The sequence below is a fragment of the Pseudomonas sp. GW822-FHT07A10 genome (assembly GCF_058798795.1).
Genome location: NZ_JBXAKV010000002.1, coordinates 257,444 through 284,390, shown reverse-complemented (window position 1 = coordinate 284,390; position 26,947 = coordinate 257,444). Strand labels below are relative to the sequence as shown.

24 protein-coding genes are annotated in these 26,947 nt (G+C 60.2%); 8 read left to right on the top strand and 16 right to left on the bottom strand.

The genetic code is table 11. The features are described from left to right. From AC1RL4_RS04745 to AC1RL4_RS04735, 3 genes are all read right to left on the bottom strand, one after another. Positions 1-1,215 (bottom strand): aldose 1-epimerase family protein, encoded by a 1,215-nt coding sequence (locus tag AC1RL4_RS04745; RefSeq protein ID WP_019580490.1) that lies wholly within the window; start codon positions 1,213-1,215, stop codon positions 1-3. 182 nt (positions 1,216-1,397) lie between these two features. Then, positions 1,398-3,374 (bottom strand): methyl-accepting chemotaxis protein, encoded by a 1,977-nt coding sequence (locus AC1RL4_RS04740; RefSeq protein WP_230173219.1) that lies wholly within the window; start codon positions 3,372-3,374, stop codon positions 1,398-1,400. A 185-nt stretch (positions 3,375-3,559) separates the two neighbouring features. Then, positions 3,560-4,480, bottom strand: coding sequence for a LysR substrate-binding domain-containing protein (locus AC1RL4_RS04735; protein WP_493119195.1), 921 nt, complete (start codon positions 4,478-4,480; stop codon positions 3,560-3,562). 157 nt (positions 4,481-4,637) lie between these two features. Here AC1RL4_RS04735 and AC1RL4_RS04730 point away from each other — a divergent pair, with 157 nt between their 5' ends. After that, positions 4,638-6,035 carry a NorM family multidrug efflux MATE transporter gene (locus AC1RL4_RS04730; protein ID WP_018927512.1) on the top strand — a complete coding sequence of 466 codons (1,398 nt, stop codon included), beginning with the start codon at positions 4,638-4,640 and terminating at the stop codon, positions 6,033-6,035. Between the two features lie 104 nt (positions 6,036-6,139). Here the strand turns inward: AC1RL4_RS04730 and AC1RL4_RS04725 are convergent, their stop codons facing one another. Beyond that, the gene (locus tag AC1RL4_RS04725) at positions 6,140-7,804 is read right to left on the bottom strand and encodes a putative bifunctional diguanylate cyclase/phosphodiesterase (RefSeq protein WP_019580484.1); all 1,665 of its coding nucleotides are present in this window, start codon (positions 7,802-7,804) and stop codon (positions 6,140-6,142) included. A gap of 261 nt (positions 7,805-8,065) precedes the next feature. On the opposite strand from AC1RL4_RS04725, the gene rep reads away from it, so the two are divergent. Both rep and AC1RL4_RS04715 read left to right on the top strand, forming a co-directional pair. Further along, positions 8,066-10,075, top strand: coding sequence for a DNA helicase Rep (rep, locus tag AC1RL4_RS04720; RefSeq protein WP_018927510.1), 2,010 nt, complete (start codon positions 8,066-8,068; stop codon positions 10,073-10,075). Positions 10,076-10,132: 57 nt separating this feature from the next. Then, positions 10,133-10,705, top strand: coding sequence for a xanthine phosphoribosyltransferase (locus AC1RL4_RS04715; protein ID WP_018927509.1), 573 nt, complete (start codon positions 10,133-10,135; stop codon positions 10,703-10,705). 130 nt (positions 10,706-10,835) lie between these two features. Here the strand turns inward: AC1RL4_RS04715 and AC1RL4_RS04710 are convergent, their stop codons facing one another. The 6 genes from AC1RL4_RS04710 to dadA all read right to left on the bottom strand — a co-directional run bounded on the left by AC1RL4_RS04710 (position 10,836) and on the right by dadA (position 16,976). Then, the gene (locus AC1RL4_RS04710) at positions 10,836-12,758 is read right to left on the bottom strand and encodes an acetyl-CoA hydrolase/transferase C-terminal domain-containing protein (RefSeq protein ID WP_493119192.1); all 1,923 of its coding nucleotides are present in this window, start codon (positions 12,756-12,758) and stop codon (positions 10,836-10,838) included. Positions 12,759-12,887: 129 nt separating this feature from the next. Further along, positions 12,888-13,316, bottom strand: a complete 429-nt coding sequence (locus tag AC1RL4_RS04705; protein WP_081625748.1) for a c-type cytochrome — start codon at positions 13,314-13,316, stop codon at positions 12,888-12,890. A gap of 170 nt (positions 13,317-13,486) precedes the next feature. Further along, the gene (locus tag AC1RL4_RS04700) at positions 13,487-14,035 is read right to left on the bottom strand and encodes a cupin domain-containing protein (RefSeq protein WP_018927504.1); all 549 of its coding nucleotides are present in this window, start codon (positions 14,033-14,035) and stop codon (positions 13,487-13,489) included. Between the two features lie 128 nt (positions 14,036-14,163). Further along, positions 14,164-15,237, bottom strand: a complete 1,074-nt coding sequence (gene alr, locus AC1RL4_RS04695; protein ID WP_019580481.1) for an alanine racemase — start codon at positions 15,235-15,237, stop codon at positions 14,164-14,166. Positions 15,238-15,346: 109 nt separating this feature from the next. Beyond that, positions 15,347-15,700, bottom strand: a complete 354-nt coding sequence (locus tag AC1RL4_RS04690; RefSeq protein WP_019580480.1) for a RidA family protein — start codon at positions 15,698-15,700, stop codon at positions 15,347-15,349. Further along, on the bottom strand, positions 15,672-16,976 hold the full coding sequence (dadA, locus tag AC1RL4_RS04685) for a D-amino acid dehydrogenase (RefSeq protein WP_096481591.1): 1,305 nt from the start codon (positions 16,974-16,976) through the stop codon (positions 15,672-15,674). Before dadA ends, AC1RL4_RS04690 begins: the two co-directional genes overlap by 29 nt. A gap of 156 nt (positions 16,977-17,132) precedes the next feature. Here dadA and AC1RL4_RS04680 point away from each other — a divergent pair, with 156 nt between their 5' ends. Continuing rightward, positions 17,133-17,621: an Lrp/AsnC ligand binding domain-containing protein gene (locus tag AC1RL4_RS04680; protein ID WP_003177284.1), complete on the top strand. Its 489-nt coding sequence runs from the start codon at positions 17,133-17,135 to the stop codon at positions 17,619-17,621. 3 nt (positions 17,622-17,624) lie between these two features. Here the strand turns inward: AC1RL4_RS04680 and AC1RL4_RS04675 are convergent, their stop codons facing one another. After that, on the bottom strand, positions 17,625-17,978 hold the full coding sequence (locus AC1RL4_RS04675; RefSeq protein WP_007934627.1) for a YkgJ family cysteine cluster protein: 354 nt from the start codon (positions 17,976-17,978) through the stop codon (positions 17,625-17,627). A 147-nt stretch (positions 17,979-18,125) separates the two neighbouring features. On the opposite strand from AC1RL4_RS04675, the gene AC1RL4_RS04670 reads away from it, so the two are divergent. Further along, on the top strand, positions 18,126-19,439 hold the full coding sequence (locus AC1RL4_RS04670; protein ID WP_230173213.1) for an NAD(P)/FAD-dependent oxidoreductase: 1,314 nt from the start codon (positions 18,126-18,128) through the stop codon (positions 19,437-19,439). 46 nt (positions 19,440-19,485) lie between these two features. On the opposite strand, the gene AC1RL4_RS04665 is transcribed toward AC1RL4_RS04670, so the two are convergent. Then, entirely contained in the window at positions 19,486-19,731 is a 246-nt protein-coding gene (locus tag AC1RL4_RS04665; RefSeq protein ID WP_028939146.1) for a DUF1127 domain-containing protein, read from the bottom strand. 179 nt (positions 19,732-19,910) lie between these two features. On the opposite strand from AC1RL4_RS04665, the gene AC1RL4_RS04660 reads away from it, so the two are divergent. Both AC1RL4_RS04660 and AC1RL4_RS04655 read left to right on the top strand, forming a co-directional pair. Next, positions 19,911-21,332, top strand: coding sequence for an aminotransferase-like domain-containing protein (locus AC1RL4_RS04660; RefSeq protein ID WP_019580476.1), 1,422 nt, complete (start codon positions 19,911-19,913; stop codon positions 21,330-21,332). Positions 21,333-21,390: 58 nt separating this feature from the next. Beyond that, positions 21,391-22,962 carry a phospholipase D family protein gene (locus tag AC1RL4_RS04655; protein WP_230173211.1) on the top strand — a complete coding sequence of 524 codons (1,572 nt, stop codon included), beginning with the start codon at positions 21,391-21,393 and terminating at the stop codon, positions 22,960-22,962. A 16-nt stretch (positions 22,963-22,978) separates the two neighbouring features. Here AC1RL4_RS04655 and AC1RL4_RS04650 read toward each other — a convergent pair whose 3' ends face one another. Both AC1RL4_RS04650 and AC1RL4_RS04645 read right to left on the bottom strand, forming a co-directional pair. After that, positions 22,979-24,121: an MFS transporter gene (locus AC1RL4_RS04650; protein ID WP_019580474.1), complete on the bottom strand. Its 1,143-nt coding sequence runs from the start codon at positions 24,119-24,121 to the stop codon at positions 22,979-22,981. A 189-nt stretch (positions 24,122-24,310) separates the two neighbouring features. Beyond that, positions 24,311-25,804 carry an aldehyde dehydrogenase gene (locus AC1RL4_RS04645; RefSeq protein WP_019580473.1) on the bottom strand — a complete coding sequence of 498 codons (1,494 nt, stop codon included), beginning with the start codon at positions 25,802-25,804 and terminating at the stop codon, positions 24,311-24,313. A 236-nt stretch (positions 25,805-26,040) separates the two neighbouring features. Here AC1RL4_RS04645 and AC1RL4_RS04640 point away from each other — a divergent pair, with 236 nt between their 5' ends. Further along, on the top strand, positions 26,041-26,403 hold the full coding sequence (locus tag AC1RL4_RS04640; RefSeq protein WP_019580472.1) for a cupin domain-containing protein: 363 nt from the start codon (positions 26,041-26,043) through the stop codon (positions 26,401-26,403). Between the two features lie 84 nt (positions 26,404-26,487). Here the strand turns inward: AC1RL4_RS04640 and rpmG are convergent, their stop codons facing one another. Both rpmG and rpmB read right to left on the bottom strand, forming a co-directional pair. After that, entirely contained in the window at positions 26,488-26,643 is a 156-nt protein-coding gene (gene rpmG / locus AC1RL4_RS04635; protein WP_003177274.1) for a 50S ribosomal protein L33, read from the bottom strand. Between the two features lie 11 nt (positions 26,644-26,654). Beyond that, the gene (gene rpmB, locus AC1RL4_RS04630) at positions 26,655-26,888 is read right to left on the bottom strand and encodes a 50S ribosomal protein L28 (RefSeq protein ID WP_007894701.1); all 234 of its coding nucleotides are present in this window, start codon (positions 26,886-26,888) and stop codon (positions 26,655-26,657) included. Positions 26,889-26,947: the final 59 nt, after the last annotated feature.

The window sequence follows — 26,947 nt, the reverse complement described above, 5'->3', positions numbered from 1 at the left end:
TCACCCCTTGGTCAGATCAACCAACGGCGTCTGCCGCACTTCAGTCTCCCGACCACCCTGAATCTCGCTCACCCGCTTCAACGCCTTATCCACAGCCGCCTTATCCGCCAACAAGCTGTAGCTGATACGGAACTGCTTCTGTTCTTTCGGCGCAATTGTCGGCACCAGGTTCAGTGGCCGCTGATACCGGCGGTTATAGGAAAAGCTCGTTCCCGGCTCCAGCCCCGTAACATAGCCCTGGCCTTGGGTATCGGTGTTTTTCCACAGGGAGAACACCGGCAGTGTTTGAGTATTGAAACCGACCGAGACACCCAGGCTGCCGGCCTTGTTATGCAGCACGGTCAACGTATCGCCCTTGGCATCGGCATACGGCACCACGTTGTAAACCGTTTCGTCGTAGTCCTTGGTCGGTGCGCGGTAGGTTTGCCAGTCCGGCAGATCGCCCTTGGCTTTGTCGTTGAACGGCGACACCTGCTTCACCGGAGCGGCGAAACGGGCGCCCTGTTCCAGGAACGGAGTGCTGAAGTTGCTGTGATACAGCGCCTGATATTCCTTCGGATAATCACCGTTGTTGGTCAGGGTGTCGTTGAGGGCGAACACGACGCTGCCGGGTTCGGTGACCAGTTCGGTCGCGACGGAGAAGTCGACTTTCTTGAATGCCTGCTCTTTCAGTTCACCGCGCAGGCTGATGGCGTATGGCGGTTTTTCATCAATATGCAGGGTGACTTTGTTGGCCGGGATGTTGGCGGCGCGACCGTGCAGGGTCAGCAGCTCGCCATTGTCCATGCCGGGATGGCCGACCCATTCGTAGCCGCAGCGGGTGACCAGTTCATTGAAACCTTCCAGCCAGCCCAGGCCACCGCGACCGTTGAGTTCGATGAAGGACGGGTTGACCACTTCCTTGACCGGCGAATCCCAGCCCATGCGCACATTGCCGACCGAAGCTTGCAGCACGTTCATACCGCGAGTCGGCACCACCGAGAGTTTCATCGTGCCGTTATCGATGTCGACGATGCTGACACCCTCCTGCCGACCGCCGTGCAAGGTGCGCAGGGTTACGGAGAAGGGTTTGGCGGTTTTTACGCCGAGTTGCTGGCTGGTGATCTGCCAGTTCTGGGCGGCTTTGTCGGTATCGAGCAGGACGTAATCCCAGGCCATGGCGTGGGAAGCAGCGGACAGTGCGCTGAGGGCAACTAAGAGTTTGAGCGGGGTCATGGCAGCAGCCTTTATTGGAGTTGTGCCATTTTTATAAACTTGAAGAAACGTTTCAGCAAGCATAAAAATCGAGATCACGACGGCAAATGCCAAATGATCGTCGATGCGGGGCTTGTGGGTAACGCGGAGAATCGAGTTGATGCCATCGCGAGCCTACTCGCGATGGCGATTTGGGCAGCGCCTCAACGAAACCGGTCAACCTCATGCCGCAAGTCCGCCGCGAGCTTCTCCAGCTCTTTGGCAGTCACCGCCAGGTTCGACACCACTTCCCGCTGCTCACTGTTCGCCAGGGCAATGCTTTGCAGATTGCTGCTGAGCAAGGTCGCGGTACTGCTTTGCTCTTGGGTGGCGGTGGTGATGGCGGCGAACTGCTGACCGGCCGAGCGGCTTTGCTCATCGATTCGCGCCAGGGCTGAAGCGACCTTGGCGTTGCGCGACAAGCCTTCCTGCATCAGCACGTTACCCTGCTCCATGGTGCTGATCGCGTTGCCGGTTTCCTGCTGGATACTCTGGATCATCCCGGAAATTTCGTCAGTGGCCTGGCGAGTACGTGAGGCCAGGTTACGCACCTCATCGGCCACCACCGCAAACCCACGACCTTGTTCACCGGCACGGGCGGCTTCGATGGCAGCGTTGAGTGCCAGCAAATTGGTTTGCTCGGCGATCGCGGTGATCACCCCGACAATGCCGCCGATTTCCTGGGAGCGCTGACCCAAGGTGTTGATCACAGTCGCGGTGCTGTTCAGCGCACCAGCGATTTGTTCCAGGGATGAGGACGCTTCGTCCATCGACGTACGACCGATCTGGGTTTGCTGTGCATTTTCCTGCGCCAAGCGCTGGGTGTTGCCCATGTTGTCGGCAATGTTCAACGAGGTGGCGCTGAACTCTTCCACGGCGCCGGCCATGCTGGTGATCTCGCCGGACTGCTGCTCCATCCCTTCATAGGCACCACCGGACAAGCCAGACAACGCCTGGGCGCGGCTGTTGACCTCTTCCGAGGCTCTACGAATGTGCTCGACCATGGTCGACAAAGCCTGGCTCATCTGGTTGAAAGCGCGGGCCAACTGACCGATTTCGTCGTTGCTCGACACGCTCAGGCGCACGCTCAAATCACCGGCACCCAAGGCTTCGGCCTGACGCACCAGATCCCCCAGCGGCGCCAGTTTGCTGCGCAACAACCAGACCGCCGAACCCACCGCCAGCAACATCGCCAACAGGCTGCCGATGGCCAGGCGAATGCCGACGCTCCAGGTCACCGCGCGGATTTCCGCTTTCGGCATGCTCGCCACCACCGACCACGGCCCGCCTTCGAACGGCACGGCAATGCTGTAGAAGTCTTGCGACTTGTCGCTCCAGAAATCGCCCTTGCCCGGTGTCTTGGCCAGACCGACGATGGCCGGTGCTGCCACGTCCAACGCTTGCACACCGGCGATCGGTACCAGCCATTTGCTCTGCTCATCGAGCAACGCCAGGGAGCCGGTCTGGCCGATGCGGAAGCGCTTGAGGTTTTCGAATTGGGCGTTCTGTGCGTCGGTGTAATCGAATCCTACGAACAGCACGGCAATCACCTTACCGCCGCTGTCGCGTACGGGGGTGTACTGAGTCATGTAGGACCGTTCGAAGAGCAAAGCACGACCGACGTAGCTCTGCCCGGCCATCAAGCGCGCATAGGCCGGATGAGCGTGATCCAGCAATGTGCCGATGGCCCGGGTGCCGTCCTGTTTGCTCAGGGACGTGCTGACCCGGATGAAGTCTTCGCCACTGCGCACGAACAGCGTCGCAACGCCGGCAGTCATTTGCTTGAACTCATCCACTTCCTTGAAGTTGTTGTTCAACACTTCGCCACCCAGGTGCAGGCCCGGGGTCTGCACACCCGCCACGGTCACCGGCTCATCCGGGTGCACGCTCAGACCGGCGCTGAAGCGCTTCTCGAACAGCCCGCTGAGGCGCTGGGTACTCTCACGCAACGTGCCGTGGAACGTGCTCAGCTGATCGGCCAGCAGCCGCGCCTCGCTGGCCAGGTGCTCTTCGCGGGTGGCGAGGTTGGCGGCGTCCAGCGAGCGCAGGGCAAACACGGCGCTGCCGCTGATGACAATCGCCAGTATCACGGCAAGCGCAAGACCCAGCTGTGAAGCAATCCGAGCACGAGGTTGAGACATGACAGCTCCTGACCCAGTGGGCCGGATCATCCTGATCCCGTCGCACTCGGCTAAATTTCTGATTGTGGGGAAAACGTGGAGCCTGGTACGAAGGTTCCATCAGCAGATTTTCGGCGGCAAAGCCGAATACTTGAGTGATTAACGGGGATATGGCTCAAGGCCGCCATTGCAGCGACTCCATCGATTCAGCCCAGGCGCTCGACATCCGGTAATTCCATAGCCCGGACTTCGCCTTGCAGGAAATCGCTGAGCCGGCGCAAACGTTCACCTCCCGGGCGGGTTTTCGGCCAGACCAGGTAATAATTCTCACCACTGGCGACGGCCGTCGGCCACGGCAAACTCAGACGTCCCTGCGCGACATCCTCCGCCACCATCAGCAAATCACCCATGGACACGCCGTAGCCACGGGCGGCAGCGATCATGCCCAGTTCCAGGGTGTCGAACACCTGCCCGCCCTTGAGCGAGACCTGATCGCTCAGGCCCATGCGCTCCAGCCAGTTGCGCCAGTCACGGCGGTCCGGCGTCGGGTGCAGCAGTTCGGTGTTGGCCAGGCGCGCAACGTCCCACGGTTGATCCTTCAGCAGATTCGGCGCGCCCACCGGAATCAACTCTTCGGGGAACAGCAAAGTCGTCTCCCAGTCCGGTGGAAAATGCCCGTTGCTGAGGATGACGGCGCAGTCGAAGGGTTCGTGGTTGAAGTCCACCGTATCGACGTCCATCCAGGCGCTGGTCAATTGCACCTCGTTCCCCGGGCGCAAATGCCGAAAGCGACTGAGCCGCGCCAACAGCCAACGCATGGTCAGGGTCGACGGGGCTTTCATGCGCAGGATGTCGTCTTCGGCGCGCAAGGTGTTGCAGGCCCGCTCAAGGGCGGTGAAGCCTTCGCGAATGCCCGGCAGGATCAGCCGCGCTGACTCGGTCAGTTGCAGGTTGCGCCCGCTGCGATGAAACAGCCGACAGGCGAAATGCTCTTCGAGCGTACGAATGTGCCGGCTGACCGCACTTTGCGTGATCGACAACTCTTCGGCGGCGCGGGTAAACGAACTATGCCGCGCCGCCGCTTCGAATGCTCGAAGGGCATACAAGGGAGGAAGACGACGAGACATTGGGAAACCTCCTATAGCGCGGTTGCCTCAACTTATCAGAAAGTCCCGAGCATGAGTTTAAATCATGCCACCCATCCTTTTTATCCCTTTGTGGAAACCCCGCAGAGCGCCGAGAATCGACGCTTCCTGTTCTCTCTGACAATCGAGCGTGATGATCATGCAGCATCCAGCGCGTATTGAACTCTGGGCCATCCTGCGGCTGGCGGGGCCGTTGATTGCCTCGCAGTTGGCGCACATGTTGATGGTCCTCACCGACACCTTGATGATGGCGCGCCTGAGTCCCGAGGCGCTGGCCGGCGGCGGTCTGGGCGCGGCGACGTATTCGTTCGTGTCGATCTTCTGCATCGGCGTGATCGCGGCGGTCGGCACCCTGGTGGCGATCCGTCAGGGCGCGGGCGACATCATCGGCGCAGCGCGGCTGACCCAGGCCGGTTTGTGGCTGGCCTGGTTGATGGCGCTGGTGGCGGGCCTGCTGCTGTGGAACCTCAAACCGGTGCTGCTGCTGTTCGGCCAGACCGCAACCAACGTCCAGGCTGCCGGCCAGTTTCTGTTGATCCTGCCGTTCGCCCTGCCCGGCTACCTGAGTTTCATGGCGCTGCGCGGCTTCACCAGCGCCATCGGCCGGGCGACGCCGGTGATGGTCATCAGCCTCGGCGGCACCGTGGCCAACTTCCTGCTCAACTACGCGTTGATCACCGGCATGTTCGGCCTGCCGAAAATGGGCCTGATGGGCATCGGTCTGGTCACAGCGATCGTGGCCAACCTGATGGCGCTGGCGCTCGCGCTGCACATTCGTCGGCACCCGGCCTATGACGCTTATCCGTTGCGCCAGGGGCTGTCGCGGCCCAATCGTCAGTACTTGAAGGAGTTGTGGCGCCTGGGCCTGCCGATTGGCGGCACCTATGCGGTGGAAGTCGGCCTGTTTGCCTTCGCCGCGCTGTGCATGGGCACCATGGGCAGCACGCAACTGGCGGCGCACCAGATCGCCCTGCAAATCGTCTCGGTGGCGTTCATGGTGCCGGCGGGGCTTTCCTACGCGATCACCATGCGCATCGGCCAGCATTACGGCGCCGGGCAATTGCTGGATGCGCGGCTGGCCGGACGGGTCGGGATCGCCTTCGGGGCGGTGTCGATGCTGGGGTTTGCGATGGTCTTCTGGCTGCTGCCGAATCAGTTGATAGGCTTGTTCCTCGACCACAACGACCCGGCGTTCCGCCCGGTCATCGAACTGGCCGTGAGCTTGTTGGCGGTAGCGGCGTGGTTCGAGCTGTTCGACGGCACGCAAACCATTGCCATGGGCTGCATTCGCGGACTCAAGGATGCCAAGACCACGTTCCTGGTGGGTTTGGGCTGCTATTGGCTGATTGGTGCGCCGGCCGCCTGGTGGATGGCCTTCCATCTGAACTGGGGGCCGACGGGCGTCTGGTGGGGGTTGGCGCTGGGGCTGGCGTGTGCGGCGGTGAGCCTGACGCTGGCGTTTGAGTGGAAGATGACGCGGATGATTCGGCGCGAGCCATCGTCGCAGCCGAGCTTCCAAATCACCCAGCCTGATTAAACCCTGCAGGAGCGAGGCTTGCCCGCGAAGGCTGAGTGTCAGTTAACAACAATATCGACTGACACTCCGCCTTCGCGGGCAGGCCTCGCTCCTACGGTACGTTGTTAAGCCAGCACAGCCTGCTGGCTGGAGCCGAAGGTCAAATACTCAACCAATTCCGCCAACGGCAACGGCTTGCTGATCAGATACCCCTGCACCTGATCGCAACCAAATCCGCGCAACAAATCCAGCTGCTCCGGTGTTTCCACCCCTTCGGCAACCACTTCGAGGTTGAGGTTGTGCGCCAGGTTGATCATTGCGTGCACCAGTTTGCGATTCTCTTCCCGCTCTTCCATGCCGCCGACAAAGCTCTTGTCGACCTTCAACAAGGCGATCGGCAGGCTGTTCAGGTGCACGAACGATGAGAACCCGGTACCGAAATCGTCCAGCGAGAAGCGCACACCGAGCCGCCCGAGGGCGTCCATGGTCTGCTTGACCAGGTCACTGCGACGCATCACCGCGGTTTCGGTCAGTTCGAATTCCAGCCATTGCGCCTCGACGCCACGCTCGGCAATCAGCCGGCTCAGGGTCGACAGTAACTGGCTGTCCTGAAACTGCCGGAACGACAGGTTGATCGCCATGTGCAGCGCCGGCAGACCCCGCTCACGCAACGCCTGCATGTCCCGCAGGGCTCGGGAAATCACCCAGTAACCCAGCGGCACGATCAAGCCGCTTTGCTCGGCCAGCGGCACGAACTCGCTGGGGGGCAGCAAACCGCGTTCGCCATGACGCCAGCGCACCAAAGCTTCGAGGCCGACGATCTGACCGTCCTCAAGGTTCAGGCGCGGCTGGTAATGCAACTCCAGCTCATCGCGGCGTAAGGCCCGGCGCAGCTCGCTTTCAAGGTCGGCGATGCTGCGGGCATTGCGATTGATCCGCTCGTTGAAGATGTGAAAGGTGCAGCCTTGAGTACTCTTGGCCTGCTGCATGGCGATGTGCGCGTGCCACATCAGCGGGTCGGCGCCGGCCTGCGCCCGGGCGTGAGCAATGCCGAGACTGGAACCGATCAACAGGCTTTCGCCGTCGATCCAGTAGGGTTCGGACAAGGCTTCGGTAATCCGTTCGGCCATCCATTCAGCGCGCTGCGGGGCGCGGCGGGTGTCGATCAGCAGGGCGAACTCATCGCTACCCAGCCGCGCCAGTTGATCGCCGGCCTCCAGCTGGCTTTTCAGCCGCGAGACCACTTGCAGAATCAACCGGTCGCCTGCCTGGTGGCCGAGGGCGTCGTTGGCATGTCGAAAGTTGTCGAGGTCGAGGTGACCGAGGGCCAGGCCGCGGCCGTCGTTGTCCGCCAGACGCGCCGCCAGCAAGGTCTGGAAACCCTGACGGTTGGCGATGCCGGTCAGCGGATCCTGCTCGGCCAGGCGCTGCAAGGTGTTTTCCAGCACCCCGCGCTCACGCACATGACGCAGACAGCGGCGCAACATGCCGGGATCCAGCAGATTGCGCACCAACCAGTCGCTCACACCGTCGGGCGGCGCCAGCGGCTCGTGTTCGAGCAGCAACACCGTCGGCAGGCTGCAACGGCCAGGTGCCGGCTGCAGAGCAGGAATCGTCAACAACACCGCGCTGCGGTTGTCATCGAACAGGTTGCTGACCGACTCCCAGCTCGGCGCGCTGAGCAGCACTGCCGAACTCCCCATTGGAGCCAGACACTCGCGCAACAACGCTGCCCACGCCGGCTCTTCGGCCAGTAGCAGCAAACGCAAGGGTTCGACAGGCGTAGACAAGCTAGCTCCCTAGACTCTGCAAAGATGTAGGCGGCGCGCATTATGCCGCTCGGGTAACCAATGACCAATATCATCGGTTATCAAACACGACTTCGAGTCTTGAATACGTACATTAGACGCGAATTCATTGCGCATCCTGCGTGAAAGTATCAAAACCGGCAAATAGAGATCGCGTGTTGCGTCACAAGTCGGAGAGAGCAGCACAATTCTCAGAGCCTGTTAAAATGCCGGCCCATTTCGCTAACGACTCCCTGATTTCGTATGTCCCGACTCAATCCCCGGCAGCAAGAAGCCGTGAGCTACGTCGGCGGCCCTCTTTTGGTGCTCGCCGGCGCAGGCTCCGGCAAGACCAGCGTGATCACCCGCAAAATTGCGCATCTGATCCAGAGCTGCGGCATCCGTGCCCAGTACATCGTCGCCATGACCTTTACCAACAAGGCCGCGCGGGAGATGAAGGAACGGGTCGGCACGCTGCTCAAGGGCGGTGAAGGCCGCGGCCTGACGGTGTGCACCTTTCACAACCTGGGCCTGAACATCATCCGCAAGGAACATGTGCGGCTGGGCTATAAACCGGGCTTCTCGATCTTCGACGAGACCGACGTCAAAGCCCTGATGACCGACATCATGCAGAAGGAATACTCGGGCGACGACGGCGTCGACGAGATCAAGAACATGATCGGCGCCTGGAAAAACGACCTGATCCTGCCGCCCGAAGCCCTGGAAAACGCACGCAACCCCAAGGAACAGACCGCCGCCATCGTCTACACCCACTACCAGCGCACGCTCAAGGCGTTCAACGCGGTGGACTTCGACGACCTGATCCTGCTGCCGGTAAAACTGTTCCAGGAACACGACGACATCCTGGAAAAATGGCAGAACAAGGTCCGCTACCTGCTGGTGGACGAATACCAGGACACCAACGCCAGCCAATATTTGCTGGTGAAACTGCTGATCGGCAAACGCAACCAGTTCACCGTGGTAGGCGACGACGACCAGTCGATCTACGCCTGGCGCGGCGCCCGCCCGGAAAACCTGATGCTGCTCAAGGACGATTACCCGTCCCTGAAAGTGGTGATGCTGGAGCAGAACTACCGCTCCACCAGCCGCATCCTGCGCTGCGCCAACGTGCTGATTTCGAACAACCCGCACGAATTCGAAAAGCAGCTGTGGAGTGAAATGGGTCACGGCGACGAGATCCGCGTGATCCGCTGCCGCAACGAAGACGCCGAAGCCGAGCGTGTGGCCGTGGAAATCCTCAGCCTGCACTTGCGCACCGACCGGCCCTACAGCGATTTTGCGATTCTGTATCGCGGCAACTACCAGGCCAAGCTGATCGAGCTGAAGCTGCAGCATCACCAGGTGCCTTACCGACTGTCCGGCGGCAACAGCTTTTTCGGACGCCAGGAAGTGAAGGACCTGATGGCCTACTTCCGCCTGATCGTGAACCCGGACGACGACAACGCCTTCCTGCGGGTGATCAACGTCCCACGCCGGGAGATCGGTTCGACCACCCTGGAGAAGCTGGGCAACTACGCCACCGAGCGAAAAATCTCGATGTACGCCGCCACCGACGAAATCGGCCTGGGCGAACACCTGGACAGCCGCTTCACCGATCGCCTGTCGCGCTTCAAACGCTTCATGGACAAGGTCCGCGAGCAGTGCGCCGGCGAAGACCCGATCTCCGCCCTGCGCAGCATGGTCATGGACATCGACTACGAGAACTGGCTGCGCACCAACAGCTCCAGCGACAAGGCCGCCGATTACCGCATGGGTAACGTCTGGTTCCTGATCGAGGCGCTGAAGAACACGCTGGAGAAAGACGAAGACGGCGAGATGACCGTCGAAGACGCCATCGGCAAACTCGTGCTGCGCGACATGCTGGAGCGTCAGCAGGAAGAGGAAGACGGCGCCGAAGGTGTGCAGATGATGACCTTGCACGCCTCCAAGGGCCTGGAATTCCCTTACGTGTTCATCATGGGCATGGAAGAGGAAATCCTCCCGCACCGTTCCAGCATCGAAGCCGACACTATCGAAGAGGAACGCCGCCTGGCCTACGTCGGGATTACCCGAGCGCGTCAGACGCTGGCTTTCACCTTCGCCGCCAAGCGTAAGCAATATGGCGAGATCATCGACTGCGCGCCCAGCCGCTTCCTCGATGAACTGCCGCCGGACGACCTGGCCTGGGAAGGCAACGACGACACCCCGACCGAAGTCAAAGCCGTTCGTGGCAACAGCGCATTGGCAGATATACGCGCAATGCTAAAGCGCTAGAATTGACCACATTTATTTAGACCTTCGGCGCAACAGACGCCAACAGAGGACAGCTTCATGGAAGCACTGCACAAGAAAATTCGCGAAGAAGGCATCGTGCTTTCCGACCAGGTCCTGAAAGTCGACGCCTTTCTGAACCACCAGATCGACCCGGCCCTGATGAAGCTGATCGGCGACGAATTCGCCTCGCTGTTCAAGGATTCCGGCATCACCAAGATCGTCACCATCGAAGCCTCGGGTATCGCCCCGGCGATCATGACCGGCCTGAACCTCGGCGTACCGGTGATTTTCGCGCGCAAGCATCAGTCCCTGACCCTGACTGAAAACCTGCTGTCGGCGACGGTCTACTCGTTCACCAAGCAGACCGAAAGCACTGTGGCGATCTCCCCGCGTCACCTGACCAGCAGCGACCGCGTGCTGATCATCGACGACTTCCTGGCCAACGGTAAGGCGTCGCAAGCGCTGATCTCGATCATCAAACAGGCCGGCGCGACCGTGGCCGGTCTGGGCATCGTGATCGAGAAATCGTTCCAGGGTGGCCGGGCGGAGCTGGATGCCCAGGGTTATCGCGTGGAATCGTTGGCTCGGGTGCAGTCGCTGAAGGATGGCGTTGTAACCTTCATCGAATAAAGCCGCCATACCGCAAAACCAATGTGGGAGCGGGCTTGCTCGCGAATACGGGGTGTCAGTCAAAGAGGATGTCGACTGATACACCGTATTCGCGAGCAAGCCCGCTCCCACATTTGAGCTATGTTCGCCGCTACTGAGCGGTGGCTTTGAGTCCGGTGAGCAATAGCCGCTGAAACAAATCCTCTTTCAACCCCTCCGGCTTCGTCAGCTGCATCCGCTCCAGATGCACGGGAAACTCCGAAGGTTCTGGCGCATCCAGCGCCGCCTTGCCCAACTCCAGAATCTCCGTGAGCTTGAACTTGCTCTTCAACCAGTTCAGCGCCCGCAATAAATCCCGTTCTTCAGCGGTGAAATCACACCCCAACGGATATTCCGGAAACAGATTCGATTGCCGGGCCTGAATGGCCTGTAAACGCTGCGGGCTGTTGTCGGCGAAACGCGGATCGAGGCGAAAATGCTTCGATAATTTGCCAGCGTTCTGCGCCTGTTCAATCAGCCCCGGCTGGAAGCGTGAGTCGCTGATGTTCAGCAACGCCTCGATCACCGCCGCGTCGGTCTTGCCCCGCAAATCGGCGATGCCGTACTCGGTGATGACGATGTCCCGCAGATGCCGTGGGATCGTGCAATGGCCGTATTCCCAGACGATGTTCGAACTGACCTCACCGCCCGACTCACGCCAACTGCGCAGGAGCAGGATCGAACGCGCGCCTTCCAGCGCATGGCCTTGGGCGACGAAGTTGTATTGCCCGCCAACGCCGCTCAGCACCCGCCCGTCTTCGAGCTGATCCGCCACACCCGCACCGAGCAACGTCATGGTGAACACAGTGTTGATGAAGCGCGCATCAAGGCGCTGCAAGCGTTTGAGTTCTTCCTGACCGTAGAGCTCGTTGATGTAACTGATGCGGGTCATGTTGAATTCGAGCCGCTTGCTCTGCGGCAACTCGCGCAAGCGCTCGTAGAAACTGCGCGGCCCGAGGAAAAACCCGCCATGTACCGAGATGCCATCGGTTTGCGCCGACTCATTCAGCGTCCCGGCGTTCGCCTGCTGCTGGGTCTGCACATCCGGGTAGACCTTGCGTCGCACGATCCCGGCGTCCGCCAGCACCAGCAAGCCGTTGACGAACATTTCGCTGCAACCGTAAAGGCCCTTGGCAAACGGCTCGACGCCACCTTCGCGCTCGATCAACTGCACCCACTGGCTGAGATTCAGATCCGCCAGCAACGCCTTGTAACCGTCACTGTCCGCCTGCCGCGCCAGTAACGCCGCCGTCAGGGCATCGCCCATGGCGCCGATGCCGACCTGCAAGGTGCCCCCATCGCGCACCAGCGTGCTGGCGTGCAGCCCGATGAAATGATCCTGGCAACCTACCGGCATGTTCGGTGTGGAGAACAACGTGGTGTTGTCCTTGGCGTCGATCAGCAGATCGAAGGTGTCGATGCCGACTTCCGCATCACCGGGCATGTACGGCAAATCGTTGTGCACCTGGCCCACCATCAGGATCGTCTCCCCCGCCGCCCGGCGCTTGGCGATCATCGGCAACAGGTCGAGGGTGATGTCCGGGTTGCAGCTCAGGCTCAGGCGATCGGGATGTTCGCTATGGCTGGCGACCAGTTGCGCCACCAGATTCAAACCGGCGGCATTGATGTCCCGTGCGGCGTGGCTGTAATTGCTGCTGACGTAATCCTGCTGGGCCGGGGCGCTGTTCAGCAGGCTGCCCGGTTGCATGAAAAACTGATGAATGTGGATGTTGTTCGGCAGGCTGTCGCGATGCAGGTCGGCGAGGAAATCCAGTTCCGGGTAATCGCCGAACACCCGCTCGATGAAGGGTTCGAGGAAGCGCTTTTGCAAGCCATCACCCAAGGGCGGACGGCCGAGACACAGGGCGGTGTAGACCGTCAGCTGCCGCTCGGGCAGTTGCGCAATGCGTTGATACAGCGCGTTGACGAAGTGGTTGGGTTTGCCCAGCCCCAGCGGCAGGCCCATGTGGATATGCGCCGGCAACCGTGCCAGAACGTCATCGACCGCCTGCTCGATAGAACACAACTGCACCATCTGATCCTCCCGCCCAACCCATGAATTGGGTTGAACCGAGCTTGCCGGGTCTTTGCTGCAAAGAATAGCCTCAGGCAAATCGCAGGCACAAAAAAGCCGCTCGCAAGCGGCTTTTTGTTGAAAACAGGCTTATTTCAGGCCAGACATCTTCTGGATGGCGCCTTCAAGGTCTTTCAGTTCGCAGTCACTGCATGTGCCTTTTGGTGGCATCGCATTGAGCCCGCTCAACGCTACCTTCGCCAAGCCAGCAGCGGTGCCGCCTTCTTTATCGGCACGTTTTTTCCAGTCTGCGGCATCACCGATCTTCGGTGCGCCCAACAGGCCGGTGCCATGGCAAGCATTGCAGTGTTTGGCAATAATTTCGTCAGGAGTTTTCGACGCACCGCCGCCAACCGAAGCAGCGACTTCCATCCCCTTGCATTCTTTACCCTGCACACAGACTTGGCCGACTGGTTCAAGACGTTTAGCGATATCGTCGTTGGTCGCAGCTTGTGCGCTGACTGCCCAAAGGGCCAATACGGTTGCTGGTGCGGCCAGCATTTTCATAATTAGGTTCACGCGTACACCCTCAATGGTGGCTAGTCACGCCTGCGGCCACGGTTCGCAGGCGGGCGCAAGTATAGCGGTAAGCCCGCCACACTGAAACAACCCCAAAGTCGAAGGGGTCTTATCACAAGGCGGGAATACAGCATGGGCGTCTGTGCAATCCGGGCACGACGCCGTGCCTCTTAGAAATTCGCTGGAGTGGCTGCGCTGATTAGTCGCGCCGGGGCATCGAACGGATTCCGGAAACGGTGCGGCTTGGTACTTTCAAAGTAGTAGCTGTCGCCGGCCTCGAGCACAAATGTTTCGAGCCCTACCACCAGTTCCAGCCGACCCTCCACCAGGATCCCGGTTTCCTCGCCCTCGTGGGTGAGCATCTCCTCGCCGGTGTCGGCGCCTGGCGGGTAGATTTCGTTGAGGAACGCGATAGCCCGGCTCGGGTGAGCCCGACCGACGAGCTTCATGGTCACTGCGCCATCGGAAATATCGATCAGCTCGTGGGCTTTGTAGACGATCTGAGTCGGCTTTTCCTGCAGGATTTCTTCGGAAAAGAACTCGACCATGGACATGGGAATCCCGCCAAGTACCTTCCTCAGCGAACTGATCGAGGGGCTGACGCTGTTCTTCTCGATCATCGATATGGTGCTGTTGGTAACACCCGCGCGTTTGGCGAGCTCACGCTGGGAAAGACCTTTGAGCTTACGGATCGATTGCAGTCGTTCACCGACGTCCAATGCTGGAGCCTCCAGGGATTCAGGTTGCAAGAATATTGAGCGTTATCATGGCGACAGCGTTCAGTATTTACAACACTTGCGCCTGAATCCAGCCTGGCGAAGCGACTTTCGGTCGGGAGCGCTGTTTGTCAGGCCCCGGAATAGAGCAGCGGAACCCGACGCAGGTTGCAGAAGATCTGATAAGGAATCGTGTCGGCGGCTGTCGCGACATCACTGGCGAGGATATTTTTACCCCATAGCTCGACGGGCGAACCGAGGCCGGCTTGCGGTACGTCGGTCAGGTCGACGCAGAGCATGTCCATCGATACCCGCCCCAGCAACTGACTGCGCTGCCCGGCCACCAGCACCGGTGTGCCGCTCGGAGCCTGACGCGGATAACCGTCGGCATACCCCATCGCCACCACACCCACACGCATCGGTTTGGGGGTGATGAATTTCGCGCCGTAACCAATCGGCTCGCCGGCCGGCAGTTCACGCACGCAAATCACCTTCGATTCCAGAGTCATCACCGGTTGCAGGCGAGACGCCACGGCATTGGCCTCTTCGAACGGCGTCGCGCCGTAGAGCATGATGCCCGGGCGCACCCAATCGCTCGGAATCTGCGGCCAACCAAGCACCGCCGGCGAGTTACGCAGGCTGATTTCGGCCGCCAAACCCTTACGCGCCGCTTCGAATACCGCGACCTGATCGACGCTGGCGTGGCAGTGCAGTTCATCGGCGCGGGCGAAGTGACTCATCAACACGATCTTCGCCACCTGGCCGCTGGCCAGCAGCCGTTGATAGGCTGCCTGGTAATCCGCTGGATGCAGGCCAACCCGATGCATGCCGGAGTCGAGCTTGAGCCACACCGTGATCGGTTTGCTCAGCGTGGCTTTTTCGATGGCTTCGAGTTGCCACAACGAATGCACCACACACCAGAAGTCATGCTCGACGATCAGCGCCAACTCATCGGCTTCGAAAAAACCTTCCAGCAGCAACACCGGCGCACGAATACCGGCGGCGCGCAGCTCCAGGGCCTCTTCGATACACGCCACGGCAAAGCCGTCCGCCTCGGCTTCCAGCGCCTGGGCGCAACGCACCGCGCCATGGCCATAGGCATCTGCCTTGATCACCGCGAGGGCACGGGCACCCGTGACTTCACGGGCAATCCGGTAGTTGTGACGCAGGGCTTGAAGGTCGATCAGGGCACGGGCAGGACGCATGGCGGCAGACTTCTAGTCGGTCGTTGAAAAAAAACCGGCGCTGGCTGACAGCGTGAACCACCAACAGCGCCGGGAGAGGGATCTTGTGACTTGATTCAGGGCAGAGCGTTTATGGCAACGCGGCAACGACCGACAGCTCGACCAGGATTTGCGGTTCGCACAGTTTCGATTCGACCGTGGCACGGGCCGGCGCGACGCCTTTTGGCAGCCACTGGTCCCACACCGAATTCATGCCTGCGAAGTGCGCGTCGATGTCTTTCAGGTAAATGGTCACCGACAGTAGACGGTTCTTGTCCGTCCCGGCCAGATCCAGCAAACGCTCGATATTGGCGAGGGCTTCACGGGTCTGCTGTTCAATCCCGGCGCCCATGTCGTCGCCGACCTGTCCTGCCAGATACACAGTACCGTTATGGACAACGATCTGGCTCATGCGCTCATTGGTGAGCTGGCGCTGGATTGACATGTTTTGCAGGCTCCTTAAGTTTGTTGCCATAACGAGAAATATCGAGGCCTTCGGCGCTGATCTGCGGCGTTCTCTTGGCCATCAGGTCAGCCAGCAAACGACCGGAACCACAAGCCATGGTCCAGCCGAGCGTACCGTGGCCCGTATTCAAGAACAGGTTTTTGAACGGTGTGGCACCGACAATCGGCGTGCCGTCCGGAGTGGTCGGACGCAGGCCGGTCCAGAAACTCGCTTCGGGCAGATTGCCGCCCTGAGGATAAAGGTCGTTGACGATCATCTCCAGGGTTTCGCGCCGGCGCGGGTTCAACGACAGGTCAAAACCGGCGATTTCAGCCATGCCGCCGACGCGGATGCGGTTGTCGAAGCGGGTGATCGCGACCTTGTAGGTCTCGTCGAGAATGGTCGACGTCGGGGCCATCGCCGGGTTAGTGATCGGCACGGTCAGCGAGTAACCCTTGAGTGGGTACACCGGGGCCTTGATGCCCAGCGGCTTGAGCAACTGCGGCGAGTAACTGCCGAGGGCCAGCACGTAACGGTCGGCGGTTTCCAGCTTGCCGTCGATCCACACACCGTTGATGCGATCACCGGCGAAGTCGAGACGCTGGATGTCCTGGCCGAAACGGAACTCCACACCCAGTTTCACGGCCATTTCGGCCAGGCGGGTGGTGAAAATCTGGCAGTCGCCGGTCTGGTCGTTCGGCAGGCGCAAGGCACCGGCGAGGATGTCGGTGACGCTGGCCAGGGCCGGTTCGACCCGGGCAATACCGGCGCGGTCGAGCAGCTCGAACGGCACACCGGACTCTTTCAGCACGGCGATGTCTTTGGCGGCGCCATCGAGCTGCGCCTGGGTGCGGAACAGCTGGGTAGTCCCCAGGCTACGGCCTTCGTAGGCAATGCCGGTTTCGGCGCGCAATTCGTCGAGGCAGTCGCGGCTGTACTCGGACAGACGCACCATGCGCTCCTTGTTCACCGCGTAACGGCTGGCGGTGCAGTTGCGCAGCATCTGCGCCATCCACAGGTATTGGTCGATGTTGGCGGTGGCCTTGATCGCCAGTGGCGCATGGCGCTGCAGCAGCCACTTGATGGCTTTGAGCGGCACGCCCGGTGCGGCCCACGGCGAGGCATAACCCGGCGAAACCTGCCCGGCGTTGGCGAAACTGGTTTCCATGGCCGGTGCTGGCTGACGGTCCACGACCGTCACTTCAAAGCCGGCTCGTGCCAGATAATAGGCACTGGCGGTACCGATGACGCCGCTACCCAAGACCAGAACGCGCATTTTCATATCCCTCATCGCGGCTTACCGCTGACGTTTATTGTGCAGACCGAAGATGTGGGCAGTTTAAAAAAGATTAGCCAGTGCTTTTCACTATATAAGTGCTTATATTTGGCGACAATTCTCGGCAAAAACCCTTTTCACGGAGGCGCATCCCCTATGCGGACCAATACTCAGACCAAACGTGAGCTGGACAAGATCGACCGCAACATCCTGCGGATTCTGCAAGCGGATGGGCGTATCTCCTTCACCGAACTGGGGGAAAAGGTCGGCCTCTCCACCACTCCCTGCACTGAACGGGTACGGCGCCTGGAGCGCGAAGGGATCATCATGGGCTACAACGCCCGGCTGAATCCGCAGCACCTGAAGGGTAGTCTGTTGGTGTTCGTCGAGATCAGTCTCGACTACAAATCCGGCGACACTTTCGAAGAGTTCCGACGTGCGGTGCTGAAACTGCCCCACGTCCTTGAATGCCATTTGGTGTCAGGGGACTTCGATTACCTGGTGAAAGCGCGGATTTCCGAGATGGCCTCGTACCGCAAATTGCTGGGCGACATCCTGCTCAAGTTGCCGCATGTGCGCGAATCCAAGAGCTATATCGTGATGGAAGAAGTGAAAGAGAGTTTGAGTCTGCCGATTCCGGATTGAGCCCTACACCAACACCTGCCGGGTACTGGCCATGTATTCGTGGATCTGCTTCTCGACCCGCGGGTGAATCAGCTCCACCGGCCGCCGCCCGTTGGGGCAAGGCAACGTCTTGGTGGTACCGAACAGACGACAAATCAGCGGTCGCTCGTCATACACCGTGCAGCCGTTGGGCCCAAGATGGACGCAATTGAGTTCGTCCATCGCCGCGTCCTGCTCGGCCCGGGTCTTGCGCGGCAGGCGGGACATTTCTTCGGGCGAGGTGGTGACCGGCCCACAGCAGTCATGGCAGCCGGGCACGCACTCGAAGGTGGGAATCTGCTGGCGCAGCGTGCGAATTTTCTGACTGTTGCAGCTCATCTGAACGGTGACCGAATGCGGAATAGATGGGGATTCTGACGCAAAAGCCCCGACCCAGACAGCACCAACCGACCAATGTTGCCCGTATCCGAAGGGGCGGCTTATGCTCCGTCAACTTTTTCAAACACACGCATCAGGATCACGTCCATGAACGCCCCCGTTCAGCAACCTGCCCCTAACCACCGGCACGTCGCCTCTTATTACGCCGCCAGCAGCCTGCCGCAACCCGACCTTCCAACACTCACAGGTGAGCTGGTCGCGGACGTGTGCGTGGTGGGCGGCGGGTTCTCGGGGCTGAACACCGCGCTGGAACTGGCTGAACGAGGCTTGCGCGTGGTGCTGCTGGAAGCGCACAAGATCGGTTGGGGCGCCAGTGGACGCAATGGCGGGCAATTGATTCGCGGCGTCGGCCATGGCCTCGATCAGTTCACCAACGTGATCGGTGCAGACGGCGTGCGTCAGATGAAACTGATGGGACTGGAAGCGGTGGAAATCGTCCGACAGCGAATCGAGCGCTTTCAGATCGCTTGCGACCTGACCTGGGGTTACTGTGACCTCGCCAACAAAGCCCATGACCTGGAAGGCTTCGCTGAAGACGCCAGCGAGCTGCGCAGCCTCGGTTACCGTTACGAAACCCGTCTGCTGCAAGCTAACGAAATGCACAGCGTGGTGGGTTCCGATCGCTATGTCGGTGGTTTGATCGACATGGGCTCCGGGCATCTGCACCCACTGAACCTGGCGCTGGGCGAAGCGGCCGCCGCCCGACAATTGGGCGCTAAACTGTTCGAGCAATCGGCCGTAACCCGCATCGATTATGGCCGCGAGGTCAAGGTCCACACCGCCCGGGGCTCGGTCCGTGCCAAGACCCTGGTGCTGGGCTGCAACGCCTACCTCAACGATCTCAACCCGCAACTTGGCGGCAAGGTGCTGCCCGCCGGCAGTTACATCATCGCCACCGAACCCTTGAGTGAAGAGCAGGCTCACGCGCTGCTGCCGCAGAACATGGCGGTCTGCGATCAACGGGTAGCGCTGGATTATTACCGACTCTCGGCGGACCGCCGCCTGCTGTTCGGCGGCGCCTGCCATTATTCAGGACACGATCCGAAAGACATCGCCGCGTACATGCGTCCGAAGATGCTGGCGGTGTTCCCGCAACTGGCCGGGGTGAAAATCGACTATCAGTGGGGCGGGATGATCGGCATCGGGGCTAATCGCCTGCCGCAGATCGGCCGGCTCAAGGAGCAGCCGAATGTGTATTACGCCCAGGCCTATTCCGGTCATGGCGTAAACGCCACGCACCTGGCAGGCAAGTTGTTGGCTGATGCCATCAGCGGCCAGCAGAGTGGTGGTTTCGATCTGTTTGCCAAGGTGCCGCACATTACCTTTCCAGGCGGCAAACATTTGCGCTCGCCGTTGTTGGCCCTGGGGATGTTGTGGCATCGACTTAAAGAGTTGGTTTGAGGAAGATGATCGTTCCCTCGCTCCTGCGTGGGAACGATCAACAGTACTAGATCCGCCAGAAAGGTTTAAGCCCCTCCTCCCGCGCCTGCTCCCGACTCAACCCGACATCCTTGAGTTGCTCCGGCGTCAGCTCCAACAACGCCTTACGCGTGTGCAGACGATGCCAGAACAGACCCCAGCGACCCAGGCAGGACGGTGCGTTGCGCATAATTGCCTCGCGCGCGCCGTTCTGTTGCCCTGCCGCCAGTTCCTGACTGTGTAACGTCAGCCGCACATCGCTCAAGCCGTTCATTTTCGTCGCTCCTGTTTACTTGGGTAGCCAGAGCTTTCATGATGCGCGGACGGCAAAAAGCATTACAGATTCAACAGAGCAGTATTAATTCCATACAGCTTTTCTGTTTCAGCCTCTGAATCGCTTATTTTTGCCCAATCTGTATTGGTTAACCGAATCACCCACATCGAGACTGCACCATGACCCTTTACGTCAACCTCGCCGAGTTGCTCGGCACACGTATCGAACAGGGCTTCTATCGCCCCGGTGACCGGCTGCCCTCGGTACGGGCGCTGAGTGTCGAGCACGGGGTCAGTCTGAGCACGGTGCAACAGGCCTATCGAGTGCTGGAGGACGTGGGCCTGGCGATGCCCAAACCCAAATCCGGCTATTTCGTACCGGTGAGCCGCGAACTGCCAGAGCTCCCCGTGGTTGGCCGCCCAGCCCAACGACCGGTGGATATTTCACAGTGGGATCAGGTGCTGGAACTGATCCGCGCCGTGCCGCGCAAGGATGTCGTGCAATTGGGCCGCGGCATGCCGGATATCACCTCGCCGACCATGAAACCGCTGCTGCGCAATCTGGCGCAAATCAGCCGTCGGCAGGACATGCCCGGCCTGTATTACGACAATATCTACGGCACCCTGGAGCTGCGCGAGCAGATCGCTCGCCTGATGCTCGACTCCGGCTGCCAGTTGAGCGCCAACGATCTGGTGGTCACCACCGGTTGCCACGAAGCGCTGTCCACCAGCATCCGCGCCATCTGCGAGCCCGGCGACATCGTGGCGGTTGATTCACCAAGCTTTCACGGCGCCATGCAGACGCTCAAGGGGCTGGGCATGAAAGCCCTGGAAATTCCCACCGACCCGCTCACCGGCATCAGCCTCGAAGCGTTGGAGCTGGCGTTGGAGCAATGGCCGATCAAGGCCATACAGTTGACCCCCAACTGCAACAACCCACTGGGCTACATCATGCCCGAGTCACGCAAACGTGCGCTGTTGACGCTCGCGCAGCGTTTTGACGTGGCGATTATCGAGGACGATGTGTATGGCGAACTGGCCTACACCTACCCACGCCCGCGCACGATCAAATCCTTCGACGAAGACGGCCGCGTCCTGCTCTGCAGTTCCTTTTCCAAGACCCTGGCACCGGGCCTGCGCATTGGCTGGGTGGCACCGGGCCGTTATCTGGAACGGGTGCTGCACATGAAGTACATCAGCACCGGCTGCACCGCGCCGCAGCCACAGATTGCAATTGCCGAATTTCTCAAGGCCGGACACTTCGAACCACATTTGCGGCGGATGCGGATGCAATACCAGCGCAATCGCGACGTAATGATCGATTGGGTCACCCGTTATTTCCCCGCCGGTACCCGCGCCAGTCGTCCGCAAGGAAGCTTCATGCTGTGGGTCGAACTGCCGGAGGGCTTTGACACCCTGAAACTCAATCGCGCACTGCATGATCAAGGCGTACAGATTGCCGTGGGCAGTATCTTTTCCGCCTCGGGCAAATACCGTAATTGCCTGCGGATGAACTACGCTGCCAAAACGACCCCGCAGATTGAAGAAGCTGTGCGCAAGGTCGGTGCAGCGGCGATCAAACTGCTGGCGGAAACCGACTGACCTTTCTTCGGGATCCAGCGTCGATATGCTAACGACGGCCGCCACCGGAACATTCCACGTGAGAATCAGACAGCCCCTGCTTGCTCTGCTGTTACTCGCCTCGTTCCTGGGTGGCTGCACGACGCTCCACGTCCCTCGCGAACCGAGCCAGGCCCTGCCGGCGGCCGACTCTGCTTTTGGCCGCTCGATCCAGGCCCAGGCGACACCCTACAAGGGCCAGTCGGGCTTCCGCTTGCTGTCCGATAGCACCGAGGCCTTCACCGCTCGCGCCGAGCTGATTCGAAATGCCCAAAGCAGCCTCGACTTGCAGTACTACATCGTCCATGACGGCATCAGCACACGGATACTGATAAGCGAGCTGCTCAAAGCCGCCGACCGCGGCGTGCGGGTGCGGATTCTGCTCGACGACACCACCAGCGATGGCCTGGACCGGATCATCGCAACTCTTGCCGCGCATCCGCAGATTCAGATCCGCGTGTTCAACCCACTGCACCTGGGCCGCAGTACTGGCGTCACGCGAACCATGGGCCGGTTATTCAACGTGTCACTGCAACACCGGCGCATGCACAACAAACTGTGGGTGGCGGACAACAGCGCGGCAATCGTGGGCGGGCGCAACCTGGGGGATGAGTATTTCGATGCAGAGCCCAAACTGAATTTCACCGACATCGACATGCTCAGTGTCGGCCCGGTTGCAGAGCAGTTGGGACACAGCTTCGATCAATACTGGAACAGCGCCCTGAGCAAGCCGATCGAGCAGTTTCTCTCAAGCAGGCCGAGCGCCAGGGACCTGAGAAATACCCGGACCCGCCTGGACGAATCCCTGGAAGAAACGCGCAAGCAGAACCACGCGCTCTATCTGCAGTTGATGACCTACACCACTCATCCACGCCTGGACGCCTGGCGGCAGGAGCTGATCTGGGCCTGGAACAAGGCGCTATGGGACGCACCGAGCAAGGTGTTGTCCGACGGAGAACCTGATCCGCACTTGCTGCTGACCACCCAGTTGGCGCCTGAACTCAACGGGGTCAGCAAAGAGCTGATCATGATCTCGGCCTACGTCGTACCCGGCCAACCGGGACTGGTGTACCTGACCGGTCGCGCCGATGCCGGGGTGTCGGTCAGTTTGCTGACCAACTCACTGGAAGCCACCGATGTACCCGCCGTGCATGGTGGGTATGCGCCTTATCGCAAAGCCTTGCTGGAGCATGGCGTGCAGCTGTTCGAATTACGCCGCCAGCCCGGGGACAACGGCGGCAGCGGACCGAGCCTGTTTCACAGAGGATCATCCAACCAAAGCTCCGATTCCAGCCTGCACAGCAAGGCCATGATCTTCGACCGACAAAAAGCCTTCATCGGCTCATTCAATTTCGACCCGCGCTCGGTGCTCTGGAACACCGAAGTCGGGGTGCTGGTGGACAACCCGGAACTTGCCGAGCGTGTGCGCGAACTGGCGCTGGAGGGTATGGCCCCGGCCCTCAGCTATCACGCGCGACTGGAAAAGGGTCAGATAGTCTGGGTCACCGAAGACGATGGCAAGCAGCACACATTGACCAAGGAACCGGGGAGCTGGTGGCGGCATTTCAATTCGTGGTTCAGCAGTACGATTGGCCTGGAAAAGATGCTGTAGCTTGAGTTGCCAGGATCTACGCCGGCTGCACCGTCCCAAACGCCCCTTGCCGCGATACCAGAATCACCAACCCCAACGCGCCCGCCGCCATCAGCAACGGCAAGGCATGCCCGCTGATCCACTGGCTCCCGGCACCGGCCGCCAACGGCCCGATCAGGCAACCGATCCCCCACAGCTGCGCGATATGGGCATTGGCCCGCACCAGCGCATCGTCGCGATAACGCTCACCGATCAGGATCAGCGACAAGGTGAACAGACCGCCAGCGCTGGCGCCAAACAACACCCACAGCGGCCAGATCAGCAACGTATCGATCAGCAATGGAATCGCCAGGCTCGACAGCAGCAAGAGCATCGCGCAGCCGGTAAACAATGTACGCCGCGACAAGCGATCAGCCAGCGCACCAATCGGCAATTGCAGCAAGGCATCCCCCACCACCACCGTACTGACCATCGCCAAAGCGATTTCCGTGGTGAAGCCCTGACGCAGGCAGTAGACCGGCAACAAGGTCAGGATCATCGCTTCGAACGCAGCAAACAGCGACACCGCCCAGGCAATTGCCGGCAGGCCGCGGCAGAAGTTCAGCAAATCGTTGAGGGTCACGCTGCAGGCCTCACTGGTGGGCGCTCCGCTACGGCCCAGCAGCAGGAACGGTGACGTCATCAGCAAACCGACGCCCACCCAGAAACCGTAATCGTGCTCGGTGCCCAACGCCCCCAACAGTAGCGGCCCGGCCAGCTGACTCAGCGCATAACTGCTGCCATACAGCGCTACCAATCGGCCGCGCCATTGCTCGACCACCAGTTGGTTGATCCAGCTTTCACCAAGGATGAAGACGAGTGTCAAGATCACCCCGATCATCAACCGCAGCACCAGCCAGATAGGGTAGCTCGGCCATAGCGCCAGCAAGCCGATGGACACCGCCCCGGCCCACAGGCACAGGCGCATCAGATTGGCCGTGCCAAGACGGGCCGCGAGATGGCTGGAGATCTTCGCCCCCAGCAACACGCCAATGGCCGGCATCGCCGCCATCACGCCAATCGCGAACGAGCCGTAACCCCAGCCTTCCAGGCGCAGCGACACTAACGGCATGCTGACGCCCAGGGCCAGGCCGACACTCAAGACAGACGCCAAGACGGCGAAATAAGTCGCCCAACGCATGTTCCACGCTCCTGTGGATTGTTATTTTTACTGGCCGCACAAAGTAAATGTGGGAGCGGGCTTGCTCGCGAAGAGGCCATCACATCCAACATCATCGTTGGCTGTTACGGCGCCTTCGCGAGCAAGCCCGCTCCCACAGGGGATCTGTGTCGCTCGGGAGCCCGATGTTCGATCGGGCTCCACACAGGCTTACAACTTGATCCAGGTCGCCTTCAGCTCGGTGTACTTGTCGAACGCGTGCAATGACTTGTCGCGACCGTTCCCGGACTGTTTGAAGCCACCGAACGGCGCGGTCATGTCGCCGCCATCGTACTGGTTGACCCAAACGCTACCCGCACGCAATGCCTTGGCGGTGAGGTGGGCCTTCGAGATGTCCGTGGTCCATACTGCCGCCGCGAGGCCGTAAGGGGTGTCGTTGGCAATCGCAACGGCTTCTTCGGCGGTATCGAACGTGATCACCGACAACACCGGGCCAAAGATTTCTTCCTGGGCAATTTTCATCGCGTTGCTGACACCGTCGAAAATCGTCGGCTCGACGTAGGTGCCCCCGGTCTCCTGAAGAATACGCTTGCCGCCAGCCACCAGTTTGGCGCCATCGGAGTGACCGGATTCGATGTAGGACAGCACGGTGTTCATCTGCTGGGTATCCACCAGCGCACCGACGTTGGTCGCCGGGTCCAGCGGATTACCCGGCTTCCAGGCCTTGAGGGCTTCGATCACCAGTGGCAGGAATTTGTCTTTGATCGAACGCTCGACCAGCAGGCGCGAACCGGCGGTGCAGACTTCGCCCTGGTTGAAGGCAATAGCGCTGGCAGCCGATTCGGCGGCGGCTTGCAGGTCCGGCGCATCGGCGAACACGATGTTCGGGCTCTTGCCACCGGCTTCGAGCCAGACACGTTTCATGTTCGATTCGCCGGAGTAGATCAGCAGTTGCTTGGCGATCTTGGTCGAACCGGTGAACACCAGGGTATCGACATCATTGTGCAAGGCCAGGGCCTTGCCGACGGTATGACCGTAACCCGGCAGCACGTTCAGCACACCTTTCGGGATGCCGGCTTCAACTGCCAGCGCTGCAATACGAATAGCCGTCAGCGGCGATTTTTCCGAAGGCTTGAGGATCACTGAGTTACCGGTAGACAGCGCCGGGCCGAGTTTCCAGCAGGCCATCATCAACGGGAAGTTCCACGGCACGATCGCACCGACCACGCCAACCGGCTCGCGAGTCACCAGCCCCAGCTGATCGTGCGGGGTGGCGGCGACTTCGTCGTAGAGCTTGTCGATGGCCTCACCGCTCCAGCTCAAGGCTTGCGCCGCGCCGGGAACGTCGATGTACAGGGAATCGCTGATCGGCTTGCCCATATCCAGGGTTTCGAGCAGGGCCAACTCTTCGGCATGCTGTTTCAACAAGCCGGCAAAACGAATCATGGTGGCTTTGCGCTTGGTCGGCGCCAGGCGCGACCAGACACCGGAATTGAACGTGGTGCGAGCGTTTTCCACGGCGCGCTGGGCGTCGGCGGCGTCACAGCTGGCAATCTTGCCCAGCAGACGGCCATCGACAGGGCTGATGCACTCGAACGTTTCACCGGAGACTGCATCGGTGTATTCGCCATTGATGTAGGCACGGCCTTCGATCTTCAGATCGCGAGCCCGTTGTTCCCAGTCGGCACGAGTCAGGGTGGTCATACGAGTGTCCTCCTCTTATTGAATACGAGCGCCCACGCTCTTCGCGGGTGCTGTCAGGAATTCTGCCCGGCCAGCCTGCTTTTCGGCTCAAGGCAACCGTTACCCTAAACCAGCGGCGGGTGAAGTTTCAATATATTTGACAAAAGGCCGTTAAACGACCTTGCGATGTTCATTTTAATAAACATAGACTTTCAATTTTCCAGCCAGTCGCGCCGCAATCACGGGGGAATACCAGCATGAGCATTCAGGATATCGTCGATTTCAGTCAGGCCACCACCCAGCCCGATCGCTATCGGCCAGACCAGGCCAAAGTCCTCAAGGGCGACCCCGAGCAAGCGGTGTACAACCACTACAACAGCCCGTGCGGCCAGATGAGTGCAGGTGTCTGGGAAGGCGAAATCGGTCAGTGGCGGGTGAACTACACGGAACACGAATACTGCGAAATCGTTCAGGGGGTGTCAGTGCTGCGCGATGACGACGGCGGCGCCAAGACCCTGCGCGTGGGCGATCGCTTCGTGATTCCGGCCGGCTTCAAAGGCACCTGGGAAGTGCTGGAGCCGTGCCGCAAGATTTATGTGGTGTTTGAACAGAAGGCTTGAAGGTTTGTGCCACTTGAACCGACAGCCAACAAAAAAGGCCCGTATCTCGCGATATGGGCCTTTTTCGTAAGAGGGAAAAATCAATTACTTGATTTTGCCTTCTTTGTAGATCACGTGCTTGCGAACAACCGGATCATATTTCTTGATCTCGATTTTGTCCGGAGTAGTGCGCTTGTTCTTGTCAGTAGTGTAGAAGTGACCAGTACCGGCGCTCGAAATCAAACGAATCAATTCACGCATGATTAGCTCCCTTAGATCTTGCCAGCTTTGCGGATTTCGGCCAGCACGACAGTGATGCCACGCTTGTCGATGATACGCATGCCTTTGGCAGATACGCGCAGACGCACGAAACGTTTCTCTTCTTCAACCCAGAAGCGGTGATGCTGCAGGTTCGGCAGGAAACGACGACGGGTTTTGTTGTTTGCGTGGGAAATGTTATTCCCAGTCACCGGACCCTTACCGGTAACTTGACAGACTCTCGACATGCCTCAGCCCTCTAAAACCACATGCCCAACCCGGCATGGGTTGGCCGCTTAATCTCTCA

Excerpts from the sequence above, each read along its gene's own strand:
- AC1RL4_RS04675 (WP_007934627.1), bottom strand. The coding sequence starts at position 17,978 with ATGAGCTGCAACAGTCAGAAAATTCGCACGCTGCGCCAGCAGATTCCC.
- AC1RL4_RS04745 (WP_019580490.1), bottom strand. The coding sequence starts at position 1,215 with ATGACCCCGCTCAAACTCTTAGTTGCCCTCAGCGCACTGTCCGCTGCT.
- AC1RL4_RS04740 (WP_230173219.1), bottom strand. The coding sequence starts at position 3,374 with ATGTCTCAACCTCGTGCTCGGATTGCTTCACAGCTGGGTCTTGCGCTT.
- dadA (WP_096481591.1), bottom strand. The coding sequence starts at position 16,976 with ATGCGCGTTCTGGTCTTGGGTAGCGGCGTCATCGGTACCGCCAGTGCC.
- rpmG (WP_003177274.1), bottom strand. The coding sequence starts at position 26,643 with ATGCGTGAATTGATTCGTTTGATTTCGAGCGCCGGTACTGGTCACTTC.
- AC1RL4_RS04670 (WP_230173213.1), top strand. The coding sequence starts at position 18,126 with ATGAACGCCCCCGTTCAGCAACCTGCCCCTAACCACCGGCACGTCGCC.
- AC1RL4_RS04730 (WP_018927512.1), top strand. The coding sequence starts at position 4,638 with ATGCAGCATCCAGCGCGTATTGAACTCTGGGCCATCCTGCGGCTGGCG.
- AC1RL4_RS04665 (WP_028939146.1), bottom strand. The coding sequence starts at position 19,731 with ATGAACGGCTTGAGCGATGTGCGGCTGACGTTACACAGTCAGGAACTG.
- AC1RL4_RS04660 (WP_019580476.1), top strand. The coding sequence starts at position 19,911 with ATGACCCTTTACGTCAACCTCGCCGAGTTGCTCGGCACACGTATCGAA.
- AC1RL4_RS04650 (WP_019580474.1), bottom strand. The coding sequence starts at position 24,121 with ATGCGTTGGGCGACTTATTTCGCCGTCTTGGCGTCTGTCTTGAGTGTC.
- rep (WP_018927510.1), top strand. The coding sequence starts at position 8,066 with ATGTCCCGACTCAATCCCCGGCAGCAAGAAGCCGTGAGCTACGTCGGC.
- AC1RL4_RS04710 (WP_493119192.1), bottom strand. The coding sequence starts at position 12,758 with ATGGTGCAGTTGTGTTCTATCGAGCAGGCGGTCGATGACGTTCTGGCA.
- AC1RL4_RS04640 (WP_019580472.1), top strand. The coding sequence starts at position 26,041 with ATGAGCATTCAGGATATCGTCGATTTCAGTCAGGCCACCACCCAGCCC.
- AC1RL4_RS04645 (WP_019580473.1), bottom strand. The coding sequence starts at position 25,804 with ATGACCACCCTGACTCGTGCCGACTGGGAACAACGGGCTCGCGATCTG.
- AC1RL4_RS04680 (WP_003177284.1), top strand. The coding sequence starts at position 17,133 with ATGCGGACCAATACTCAGACCAAACGTGAGCTGGACAAGATCGACCGC.
- alr (WP_019580481.1), bottom strand. The coding sequence starts at position 15,237 with ATGCGTCCTGCCCGTGCCCTGATCGACCTTCAAGCCCTGCGTCACAAC.
- AC1RL4_RS04715 (WP_018927509.1), top strand. The coding sequence starts at position 10,133 with ATGGAAGCACTGCACAAGAAAATTCGCGAAGAAGGCATCGTGCTTTCC.
- AC1RL4_RS04690 (WP_019580480.1), bottom strand. The coding sequence starts at position 15,700 with ATGTCAATCCAGCGCCAGCTCACCAATGAGCGCATGAGCCAGATCGTT.
- rpmB (WP_007894701.1), bottom strand. The coding sequence starts at position 26,888 with ATGTCGAGAGTCTGTCAAGTTACCGGTAAGGGTCCGGTGACTGGGAAT.
- AC1RL4_RS04735 (WP_493119195.1), bottom strand. The coding sequence starts at position 4,480 with ATGTCTCGTCGTCTTCCTCCCTTGTATGCCCTTCGAGCATTCGAAGCG.